The organism is Chthonomonas sp. (assembly GCF_035294165.1).
GTDB lineage: Bacteria > Armatimonadota > Chthonomonadetes > Chthonomonadales > Chthonomonadaceae > Chthonomonas.
Genome location: NZ_DATGLN010000178.1, coordinates 1 through 9,115, shown reverse-complemented (window position 1 = coordinate 9,115; position 9,115 = coordinate 1). Strand labels below are relative to the sequence as shown.

The 9,115-nt window shown below is 55.8% G+C and carries 15 protein-coding genes and 1 tRNA gene; 15 read left to right on the top strand and 1 reads right to left on the bottom strand.

Annotated features, from left to right (window positions below; all coding sequences use genetic code 11):
• Nucleotides 1–61: 61 nt before the first annotated feature.
• Nucleotides 62–135 (top strand) — tRNA-Val (locus VKV29_RS09665).
• 105 nt (nucleotides 136–240) lie between these two features.
• Here the strand turns inward: VKV29_RS09665 and VKV29_RS09660 are convergent.
• On the bottom strand, nucleotides 241–1,089 hold the full coding sequence (locus VKV29_RS09660; RefSeq protein WP_324201100.1) for a hypothetical protein: 849 nt from the start codon (nucleotides 1,087–1,089) through the stop codon (nucleotides 241–243).
• 985 nt (nucleotides 1,090–2,074) lie between these two features.
• Here VKV29_RS09660 and VKV29_RS09655 point away from each other — a divergent pair.
• The 14 genes from VKV29_RS09655 (at nucleotide 2,075) to VKV29_RS09590 (ending at nucleotide 8,646) form a co-directional block, all read left to right on the top strand.
• Complete coding sequence (locus VKV29_RS09655; protein ID WP_324201099.1) at nucleotides 2,075–2,422, top strand: hypothetical protein; 348 nt, start codon at nucleotides 2,075–2,077, stop codon at nucleotides 2,420–2,422.
• Entirely contained in the window at nucleotides 2,419–2,616 is a 198-nt protein-coding gene (locus VKV29_RS09650; protein ID WP_324201098.1) for a hypothetical protein, read from the top strand. The genes VKV29_RS09655 and VKV29_RS09650 overlap by 4 nt, the downstream gene beginning before the upstream one ends.
• A 243-nt stretch (nucleotides 2,617–2,859) precedes the next feature.
• The gene (locus VKV29_RS09645; RefSeq protein WP_324201097.1) at nucleotides 2,860–3,075 is read left to right on the top strand and encodes a hypothetical protein; all 216 of its coding nucleotides are present in this window, start codon (nucleotides 2,860–2,862) and stop codon (nucleotides 3,073–3,075) included.
• A complete protein-coding gene (locus VKV29_RS09640; protein WP_324201096.1) occupies nucleotides 3,072–3,452 on the top strand; it encodes a hypothetical protein in 381 nt (126 codons plus the stop codon). Before VKV29_RS09645 ends, VKV29_RS09640 begins: the two co-directional genes overlap by 4 nt.
• A 258-nt stretch (nucleotides 3,453–3,710) precedes the next feature.
• A complete protein-coding gene (locus VKV29_RS09635) occupies nucleotides 3,711–3,956 on the top strand; it encodes a hypothetical protein (protein WP_324201095.1) in 246 nt (81 codons plus the stop codon).
• Nucleotides 3,953–4,099, top strand: coding sequence for a hypothetical protein (locus VKV29_RS09630; protein ID WP_324201094.1), 147 nt, complete (start codon nucleotides 3,953–3,955; stop codon nucleotides 4,097–4,099). The genes VKV29_RS09635 and VKV29_RS09630 overlap by 4 nt, the downstream gene beginning before the upstream one ends.
• Before the next feature lie 150 nt (nucleotides 4,100–4,249).
• Nucleotides 4,250–4,468, top strand: coding sequence for a hypothetical protein (locus tag VKV29_RS09625; protein WP_324201093.1), 219 nt, complete (start codon nucleotides 4,250–4,252; stop codon nucleotides 4,466–4,468).
• 27 nt (nucleotides 4,469–4,495) lie between these two features.
• Nucleotides 4,496–4,882 carry a hypothetical protein gene (locus VKV29_RS09620; RefSeq protein ID WP_324201092.1) on the top strand — a complete coding sequence of 129 codons (387 nt, stop codon included), beginning with the start codon at nucleotides 4,496–4,498 and terminating at the stop codon, nucleotides 4,880–4,882.
• A gap of 92 nt (nucleotides 4,883–4,974) precedes the next feature.
• On the top strand, nucleotides 4,975–5,196 hold the full coding sequence (locus VKV29_RS09615; protein WP_324201091.1) for a hypothetical protein: 222 nt from the start codon (nucleotides 4,975–4,977) through the stop codon (nucleotides 5,194–5,196).
• Between the two features lie 102 nt (nucleotides 5,197–5,298).
• Entirely contained in the window at nucleotides 5,299–5,652 is a 354-nt protein-coding gene (locus VKV29_RS09610) for a hypothetical protein (protein ID WP_324201090.1), read from the top strand.
• Between the two features lie 20 nt (nucleotides 5,653–5,672).
• On the top strand, nucleotides 5,673–6,389 hold the full coding sequence (locus tag VKV29_RS09605; protein WP_324201089.1) for a hypothetical protein: 717 nt from the start codon (nucleotides 5,673–5,675) through the stop codon (nucleotides 6,387–6,389).
• Between the two features lie 17 nt (nucleotides 6,390–6,406).
• Nucleotides 6,407–6,547 (top strand): hypothetical protein, encoded by a 141-nt coding sequence (locus tag VKV29_RS09600; RefSeq protein ID WP_324201088.1) that lies wholly within the window; start codon nucleotides 6,407–6,409, stop codon nucleotides 6,545–6,547.
• An 83-nt stretch (nucleotides 6,548–6,630) separates the two neighbouring features.
• Entirely contained in the window at nucleotides 6,631–7,989 is a 1,359-nt protein-coding gene (locus VKV29_RS09595; RefSeq protein ID WP_324201087.1) for a hypothetical protein, read from the top strand.
• Nucleotides 7,990–8,247: 258 nt separating this feature from the next.
• Nucleotides 8,248–8,646, top strand: a complete 399-nt coding sequence (locus VKV29_RS09590) for a hypothetical protein (RefSeq protein ID WP_324201086.1) — start codon at nucleotides 8,248–8,250, stop codon at nucleotides 8,644–8,646.
• Nucleotides 8,647–9,115: the final 469 nt, after the last annotated feature.

The window sequence follows — 9,115 nt, the reverse complement described above, 5'->3', positions numbered from 1 at the left end:
GGCACCCAGGACGGGCATCCGAGGCGTGACGTGAGCGGGCCGGGTGCCTGATTTTTTCTATGGGCGACTAGCTCAGTTGGTTAGAGCGGCTGCTTTACACGCAGTAGGTCTGGGGTTCGAGTCCCTAGTCGCCCACTTTTTCTGTCTTCTGAGCTGGCTTTAAAAGCCGCTCTAATCAACTTCTGCTGTCGGGCTTATCGCCTTCAAAGTCTCCGATGATGCCGACGTGAGAACAACTGATTAGCTAGAACGGCTGTCTACTTTCTGTTGCTCACTGGCTACTCGTTTCACTATCCGTCGATACTTCTTGAGAAGAGGGTTTGTGCTCGTTTCGAGGTCTAGCACAAAGCGTAACAGGTCGTCTTCTTCGGCGGTGGGTGTCGTCTGCTTAAATCCTAGATCTTTCATTAGCTTGATGCCGTGCCTGGTCCGGCTGGTGCCGTAGAGGCGCTTGATAATAACTCCTCTCCTAGCGAAGTTTTCTAAGACTTCAATACCCCCGTTGATTAACCTGGCTCCGTATAAGGTGCTTTTCTTTGCATCCTGTTTGACGGCGATGATTAAAAACACCTCTTCAGCCTGACCTGGATTGAATGGCATGATGTTCTCAGGCGTAAGGACTCCGGTTCTGAATCTCGCTTCTTCCATACCACCCATGATAGCTTCTATGGCTTCGTGCTTTAACGGAAACATTCCTAGATAGCCTACAACTATATCCTCCTGTTTGAGAACATAGAAGATATCGGGGTTGGCGTGGAACTGGGCTAAGCGTGTCTCGTAGTTGGGTGAACCGTGCTTGCCGAATATCTCTATGCCTAAGTCAGTTATAGCCTGTATATCCTCTTCTTGTGCCTTCTCAAAGGTTGATACATCAGTCGCATATTGGAGTATAAATAACTCCTTTGCCCGCAATATCTTATCTACATCAGATTTAAGGTAATATCCCTCTTTTGAGCCTGGGGGTGTTACCTTTTTTATTGCGCCAGTATCAACATACTTTGAATAAAATGTTGAGTTAGCTATGTCTAGCTTCTTCATGACTTCGGATGCTGTGTAAAAGCCTGGGGGTGCTTTTGTTCTTTTTGCCACTCCTGTCCTCCTTGTAAAAAAGTCGGTTGCTTACTTAGAGAGATTGTATCACTTTGTAAAGTTTTGTGCAAATTGGAGGCTTTGGAGGTTGACAACCCTTGCCCGAATATGCTACTATTGCTTTGTAGTCATTGGAGTCTTTGAAATTTAATGGCTACTTAGTAGACTATAGAACAAGCAGTTCTATGGCAAGCCATAAGGGCTTGAGTACCTTGACAACAGCCTGAAGGATTGTGGCACCGTCCGGTGGCGAGGGCTGCCGGACCACTGCGGATAGATGCGGAGGGCTGACATACCTGACATGGGGCGACTGAATGGCCGACTGCGTTCACAGTTTGGCGCAAAGATGAGGCGCTTAGTGTTTGGCACTGCCGGCGCATGCGATGGGGCAGCCAGGGGTCAAACGATGTGAGAAGGCGCTAGATGAGGTTTCCCCGTGTCCCTGCTGCTGTCTGGGGAGGTCGAGCAGGCACAAGCAGGTTGGGATTATTTTTCTTTCTTTTTTTTTTTTGCTGGTGGTGGTGAGTGAGGGATGTTTGCAAGGGTCTTGGCAGTGTGAGCAGGTATGAAGGGGGTGATTGCTATGTAATCGCTTTTCTGGGGCCTTTAATAACTGAATAGGGATGCTGCGGCAGGAGTCTGGCGAGGTGTGGAAGTAGCTTTGTTCTGGGGTCTGGGCTGTGTGGGCTTGGTGGGTGGAAGGGAATTTTTTTTTTGTTGAGCAGCGTGGCAAGTGTGGAGTTGGTTGGTGGTGGTCTTTCGAGGGGGGTTGGCAGTGTGTGATGTGATGGTTCTTTCTGGCGTTCTCGGTGTTGTTTTGTTTGCGAGCAGAAGAGGAGTGCTCGTGTGTTGTGTGCGCTTGAGCGTCTGTATCGGGGCTGTCCGGTGATGGGTGCGTAGGTGCTTGAGATTCTGGATTAGGTTTGGTGATCGTCAATATGGCCTCTGCTGCTTAGGGGGTGCGGTTGCTCAAGGGGGTATAGAGATGGCTCCATCAGAGATAGATGTGGAGCGTTTTGCGGCCTGGTTGTGTGAACGGGAGGATGAGGTGGTTGGTTATCCTGGGACGTGTTATCGGTCCCCTCTGGCGTTGTGGCTCTCGCATGAGACGGGGCATGTTTATGGCGTTGATGAGGGGCGCTACGGACGCGCTTCCCAGGAGTTTTGTTTTTGGCGACCTTTGCCGCGCTGGGCGCAAGCGTTTGCGGCCTGGATGGATACGTGCTCGGTGATGACGTATGCGCTGACCGGTGCTGAGGCGTTCTGGATGTTGGCACGGGTGGAGGCAGTGGTGCAAGGGATTGTGCTACAGATGGGGAGGAACTGTCGATGAGTTGGGCGCGGCGTCAGGATATCAGAGAACGTGAAGCACGCGAGGAAGGGCGGCGAGTGCGGGGCAAGGGATCGGGTGTGGTGTGCGTGGATTGTGGCAAGCCTTTGCGGCAAACGCATGAGGTGGCTTGCTATGGGTTGCGCTGTCGCTTGTGTTGGCTGGCGTTTACGGATGTGTGCTTCTGTCAGGAGTAGTGTGGCGAGGTGTGGTGATGGCAAGGCAGAAGCGCAAGGTGTCGGGATCGGTCTGGTACTGTTCCCATGCGAAGGTAGCGCTTGTTGATGGTTGGGCGGTCTGTGTGCGGCGTTGCGGGTTTGTTGGGGTGTGTTGGCACTGCCATCCAGAGCAGCGGGATCGGGTACCAAGTTGGCCGTGTGGTTGGTTTTGGGAAGAGCAGCAGGCGGCAGTTGCGGTGGCCGAAGAAGAGGTCAAGGTGTATGGAGGAGCAGTTGATTGGCGCGATAAGCTCCGCGCTCGAACAGGGGGAACTGGATCAGGTGGCGTACCTCCTGGCGATAGGAGTGGAGGAGGCGCAGATGCAGGGTGATGGGGAGATGGTGGCGCTTCTCAATGATCTGTTGCTGATGACGCAGCAGACGCCGGGGGTCTGGATCGAGCTATGGCGTGAGGCGCTGGTGGAGGTGGATGCATGAGCGAGCGTGGCAAGGGGCGCGGCGCGAACTTCGAGCGCTGTAACCATGATGTGGAGCATCAGCGCATGGCGGGGCTAGCGAGCTTTGTTTCCTTTAGCGCGCACTGGCGAGCCTGGCAAGGGCTGCCACTGCTGCATCCCTCAGATGTGGTCTACCTGACGCCGGGGGACTTTCACGGACCTGGGGGCAGGCCCCTTCCTCCGGCGAAACAACGGCGGCTCTTTCGAGAGTATGTGGCAGCAGCAGCGTGTTTGGAGCTTCCGCCTGTGCGAGCGGCGGCGCTGGCATCGTGGCAGGGGAGACGGATGCCGATGGGGGATCGGCGTTCGGCTGATCTGGCTTTTGTGCGGTTGTTGCGTCGGGGAGGGGCTTCATGATGGCAAGCCATACGCATACAGATGTGTGCTTGTGGTTGTGGGAGGATAGCCCGTATTCCTGCTCGTTCAGGGTGTCCAGGGCAATATGCTACAGACGTTTGCCGCGTTCGTGTAAATCGCGCAAAAGGGCACATGTTACGAAATTCGTAACGGATGTTGCAGGAGACTGACTCTGTTTCCACGCGATTTGCCGGATAGCCAGTAAAAATAGCGCTCTGGCCTATTTGCGGTAGGCCAGAGCGAGAAAGGAACGAGAGCATGAAACAGTTTTTGGTAAAAGGCGACCTGAGTACAGCGGAAAAGTTCATTCGTTTCCTCTACGATATTGTGGAGGGCCTACCGCTTTCACTTTTCTCCAATTGGGAATACGACAGCGATAGGGGCGAGCTTACCATCACGGCACCGGATGATGAGGTTCCCTTCTGGGAACAGGCCAGCGAACGATCAGGGATTGCGCTTTACCGCGACGGCGAGCGCCCCCTGGACGAAAGGAACGAGCAATGACTGTTGAAACTCTCTGTGGCTACTGTCATCGCTACTTTGAGCGGGTACGCTCGCCAAAAGGCGGTGGACGCGCGGCGCGGTACTGTAGCCCACGCTGCAAACAGGCGGCCTATCGGGACCGGCTAATATGGGCAAAGATATGATCTCGTTACGATTGCTCCGGCGATCAGGTAGTTGCCGGGGAAGAGAATAGTGGGGAGTGAAGACGTGTCAATTGTGCGTTTTAGTTACGAATTCCGCGATGAACTAGACGCTATCGTAAGCCGTAAGGGCTTGAGAAAGGAAGGATGCTGATGCAAAATGTCGTGTTTCAGGTGCAAGGAGATCATTTGCTCATTGATGTGGACTTGAGCCGGGAGTTTGGAGTGTCGGCCAGCGGCAAATCGATCATTATTGCCACGACGGGTGGCAATGTGGCGGTGCCGGGCTTTGAAGAGGTTAAGGTGGGGTTGAATTTCTATCGTCCGCAGCAGTCTGGCCGGGGTGCGCGCCGGATGAATGGCTCCTATTAGTCGGAAGTGATTGGAGAAAGCGAGGGCATGATGCAAGAAGAGATGCGACAAGGGCCGGTAGTTCTTTCCGAGCAGCGCTATGTGCGCTATGTGCAGCTTGAGGCGGTCTATCAGGATGATAGCGAGTATTATGCTGCGGTCAAGCGTGTAGAAGCTGCCTATGATGCGGGACTGACGGTCATTTATGTGCTCAACAGCGATGAGATGCCCGTCAAGTGCACTTTGACGGCTGAGGTGATGGATCGGCTGGTCGCCGGGCGGCTACGCTACCTCGTCGATCATGGCATGGCGGTGCGCAACCCCCTGCTTGAAGAGGCTTTTACCGCCTATGTACAGGCGTGTGAGGGGCAGGCGACATGTCAAGATGAGCCGTCACAGGACGCGCTTGTGGAGCTTGATAACTTCCTCTTTTAGTGGCGTCTGGATCGAGCGTGATCGATGGTCTGTTCGTGGTGGTGTGATGCGGATAGGCGCGGTTGTCCAGGGATGGACACAGGGAGGTGTCTATGGGATTGTTTGGTTGGGGGAAACACAAGGAGTTGGAAGAGGTGGAAGAGGTGGAGCCGTGGGAAGGGGTGGGTATGAGCCAGGGGCAGGTGTGGGGGACGGACTGTGCCTGGTGTCTGGCCGAACAGGGGCTTGAGCTGGGCAATGGGTCACATGGCATTTGTGACTATCATAGCGCGCAGTTCTGGCAAGCCTACCAGGATCGGCGCGCGCGCCAGTAGTGCCTGGGTGCGCTGGCATTTTAGGTGCTTCGTGGGGGAGCTTTCCAGATGAGATGATGACGGTGTGAGTTGGCTGATTATGCCTGTTTAGGAGGTGTGGCTATGTTATTGAATGCGGATGTGATTAGCGGCGAAGTGCGTGAAACGACCTTTTTCGATCAGGGGACCGGCGCGCCTAAGCCGCAATGGGTGGTCAACATGACGGTGCTGGATGTGGATACGGACGAAAAGTACGATGTGCAGATTACCGAGGGCTTTCCGCTCCTGGAAGAACTGAAAGAGCGTAAGCGCCAGGGCGAGCACGTTGATGTGCTGCGTGATCTGGCAAGCCAGCTTGAGGCGCAGCTCCCGCCGCGCCATACGCCGATGCAGTTGCAGGTCTTGAAGCTGCGGGGCAAGCAGGTGGCCTTTCTTAAGCTGGTGTGTCGCGTTGTGGCCGTTGGGGCCACGGTCTAGTTTCTGAAAGGGGGTGAGTGATGGGATGGTTTCAGCGTCTTCGGGGAACGCAGTCGCAGGGAGCGCAGCCGAAACGGCTTCCCGTGATGCAGTCGCAGGTGTGGGCGCTCAAGGCGGAAAACGCCTTTTTTCATCTCATTTCCTGGGGCTTTTCCGGGGTTTCGGCCTTTGCCATCTGGCAAATTTTCGTTTCCCGGCATGCGGGCGATCTGGGACGCATGATCGAGGGGGCGGTGATCGCCTTCTGCTTCGGTGTAGCGGGCTACTTCCTCAGCCGCAACATTGCCTTTCGCTGGATGTCTGGGGAGATGGTTTTTGCCTACATTCCGGTGTGCCTGGTGGTCGAGGTGGTTGAGATCTACTGCAACTATGTGGTGGGGGTTTCCTACCTCGATCTTTCCGATTTTTTTCAGACCATACCGCTCGATCAGCATGCGCTTTTGCTCACGATTGGGCGCATTGTGGTCTCCAGCATTCCGGCGATGACCTTATTCCTGGCAGTGGCCCAGATGGATTTAGAGCGGCGCAAGCTCCAGGCGATGCAGCAGCAGCCGAAACAGCCTTCGCCTTCGACCTATGGGGTTGCGTCGTATCACAACGGGTATCAGGCGCAGCAGCAACCAGTGCGGGGGCAACAGCCGGGGGGAAACCCTTCGGTACAGGGGGTATATCAGGCACCCCCGGTTCTGTCACAGAATGGGGCAGCTTCGGCGCAGGGAGGTCGAGCGGTGCGGTAAGCCTGGTAGTCGATCCGGTGACGGGGGCGCTGGTAGTGTGTGGGGGCAAGCGGTTGAGCCGGTATGAGGCGGCTCTGGTGCGCCAGGCGCAGGCGCAGGGGGTGATGGTCGTGTTTGCCACTCGGCATCAGTGGCGACATTTTCAGCGCTCCCCGTAAGGTGTGGTGGTGATGGGTGTGGATTGATGGATGTGGTGGCATGCAGAGGACAGGTAGATGATCGGTGTGGATCGGTTCTCTGCATGCCTTTTTTGTCTCTGAAAGGGAGGTGGCTTATGGCCTCAAGCGGGTATCATGAGCGGATTGATTATGAATGGATCAAGCAGACGGCCAAAGCGCAGGGTGTTTCGGTGAATGAGTACATTGTGCTGGCTCCGCAGAATGATCCGTTCTATACCGGCACGCCCAGTGATCGGGCGTTGGGGGAATGGTTTGCCCAGGTGTGGTATCGGATGGGAGAGAGCCGGGCGCATCTGCGTCGCGTGCATTACTACCTGGTCTCGCTTGGTTCCGTGGTGTTTCCCAATGGCAAGCCGTATGAGAACACAGTGGAGTGCTGGGACACGCTGAACATTGCTTCGAAGGCGGCGCGCTACCTGCGGCTGGTTGACCCTGGGGCCTTCAATGATCGGCGTACCCCTGAAGTGCTGATCTATGCCTCGGATCGGCGTTCTGAACGGCCTTCGGTTGGTGTCTATAGCCCGACCTACAGTTTGGGCATGCGTTTGCCTGATTTTCCCCATTTACCGCAGTATACCGTCGATGGCTATGTGCCGGTGCAGCCGTATCACCTGGAGGTCTGGTGTGAGAAATCAACGATGAATGATGTGCTCGCACCGCTCTGTGAGCGCTATGGGGCCAACCTGCAAACGGGTATGGGAGAGATGAGTATCACGGCAACGCTCGCGCTGGTCTATCGCTTACAGCAGGCGGGCAAGCCGTCGCGCATTCTCTATGTATCGGATTTTGACCCGGCGGGTCAGTCGATGCCGGTAGCGGTCTCGCGCAAGATCGAGTACTTTGTGCGGACGCTCTCGCTTGATCTGGATATTCGGCTCTTTCCGGTGGTGCTCACGCTCGATCAGGTGCAAGCCTATCAGCTTCCGCGTACCCCGATCAAGGAGTCGGAGCGGCGGCGCGTAGGTTTCGAGCAGCGTCATGGCGAGGGGGCTGTGGAGTTGGATGCATTGGAGGCGCTCTATCCGGGGCAACTGGAACAGATTTTGAGCGGCTACCTGGATTGCTACTATGATTGGACGCTTCCAGAGCGGGTGTCCGAGCAGCGTCGGGCGTTGGAGCAAGCGTTGGAGGGACAGTGGCAGGCGGTCATGGAGAGCTATCGTGAAGAGGTCGAGGCGTTGCGCGAAGAGTATACGCGTATCAAAGAGGAGTTTGAGCCGCGTATGCAGGTGATGAGCAATCAATTGCGCAACTTGTGGCAAGCCGTAAAGATGGACCTGGAGGCCAGTCGTCCTTCTCCGTCGGATTATCCGGTGCCCCTGCCCTATGCTGGGGAGGAAATTGGCGCGGGTCTTTATGAGAGTGCGCGTGATTACTTTACCCAGGTTGAGGTGTACAAGCAGTTTCAGGGCCGGATGTAGTGGTGCCGGGGACGAGTTGGTGTGTCTGGCTCGTCCCTGGGCTGGTGCTAAGAGGGGGGGTGCTGATGGAGCAGGTGTGTTGTGCGGTGTGCGAAGAAGTACGGCCAGGGCGGCTCTCGTCTTGTATGGGGTGTGAACGTCTGGTGTGTGAGGCTTGCCTTCATCGCTTTCGAGGGGTGCCGGTGCCGTTTTGTGGTGTTGTGCTGCATGTTGAGGTGCGTCTTTGTCGGGCTTGCTGGCATGAGATAGCGGCCTGGAGTGAGACGGCGAGTTGCCGGGCTGGTTGAAAAGGAGGGCTTTATGGATGGGGAAAAGAAGTTTGTGCTGGTGGTGATCGCGTTGGTGGTGCTGTGTCTGACGGTGCTCTATTCCTTTCTGTTCCTGTCGTTGTGGCCGTATCGGCAGTGGATTGGCCTGAGTCTGTTGGTGCTGCTGGCGTTAGGGGTGGGCGTATGGCTGCGTGGGCGGCTGGTCGAACAGGATGTGCGTCTGGTGCGCTATCGGCATCAGGAAGAGACGCCGTTGGATGCGTATGGGGAGCCGTATTACTGGCATGAAGGGATGCAGGTGAACCCGCATCGGATGCAGCAGGCTCCGGCGCCGATGCAGGATCAGTATGCGGGTTATCAGTCCGATGAGCCGTGGCGGTATCGCTAGCGTGAGAGGGGGTGAGGCGTATGCATTGGGATGCGTTGTGGTTCATGGCTGCGCTGTTGGCGATGGTTGTGTGCGTCTGTGAACTGGTCTGGATTGGCTTGTTGCACCAACGGGTGCAGGAGTTAGAGCAAGAGCTAAATGCACAGCGGCCGGGCCAGTCGTGGGACGCTGAGTTGGCTGGTAGTCAGGATGATCGGGTGTGGCGGTAGGAGGTGGGGAATGTCGTTGGAGTATCGACGGGGTGATCTATTCAGTGCGCAAGGGGCGACGCTAGTTATTCCGGCTAACCGGAATTCTGAGGGGAAACACTTGTTAGGGAAGGAGTCCGAAGAGGATGAAATGTGCAATAGTTGACTGTCCCAATCCTGCAAAACTTTCTGATACAGGACGCCCTGGCAGATATTGTTCAGAGGCATGTAAGCAAAAAGCGTACCGTGTCAGACAAAAAAGCGTTACGAAACTCAACGGA

Coding starts and splice junctions, on each gene's coding strand:
- VKV29_RS09640 (WP_324201096.1), top strand. CDS start 3,072: ATGAGCGAGCGTGGCAAGGGGCGCGGCGCGAACTTCGAGCGCTGTAAC.
- VKV29_RS09650 (WP_324201098.1), top strand. CDS start 2,419: ATGAGTTGGGCGCGGCGTCAGGATATCAGAGAACGTGAAGCACGCGAG.
- VKV29_RS09615 (WP_324201091.1), top strand. CDS start 4,975: ATGGGATTGTTTGGTTGGGGGAAACACAAGGAGTTGGAAGAGGTGGAA.
- VKV29_RS09655 (WP_324201099.1), top strand. CDS start 2,075: ATGGCTCCATCAGAGATAGATGTGGAGCGTTTTGCGGCCTGGTTGTGT.
- VKV29_RS09610 (WP_324201090.1), top strand. CDS start 5,299: ATGTTATTGAATGCGGATGTGATTAGCGGCGAAGTGCGTGAAACGACC.
- VKV29_RS09635 (WP_324201095.1), top strand. CDS start 3,711: ATGAAACAGTTTTTGGTAAAAGGCGACCTGAGTACAGCGGAAAAGTTC.
- VKV29_RS09645 (WP_324201097.1), top strand. CDS start 2,860: ATGGAGGAGCAGTTGATTGGCGCGATAAGCTCCGCGCTCGAACAGGGG.
- VKV29_RS09620 (WP_324201092.1), top strand. CDS start 4,496: ATGATGCAAGAAGAGATGCGACAAGGGCCGGTAGTTCTTTCCGAGCAG.
- VKV29_RS09595 (WP_324201087.1), top strand. CDS start 6,631: ATGCCTTTTTTGTCTCTGAAAGGGAGGTGGCTTATGGCCTCAAGCGGG.
- VKV29_RS09630 (WP_324201094.1), top strand. CDS start 3,953: ATGACTGTTGAAACTCTCTGTGGCTACTGTCATCGCTACTTTGAGCGG.
- VKV29_RS09625 (WP_324201093.1), top strand. CDS start 4,250: ATGCAAAATGTCGTGTTTCAGGTGCAAGGAGATCATTTGCTCATTGAT.
- VKV29_RS09605 (WP_324201089.1), top strand. CDS start 5,673: ATGGGATGGTTTCAGCGTCTTCGGGGAACGCAGTCGCAGGGAGCGCAG.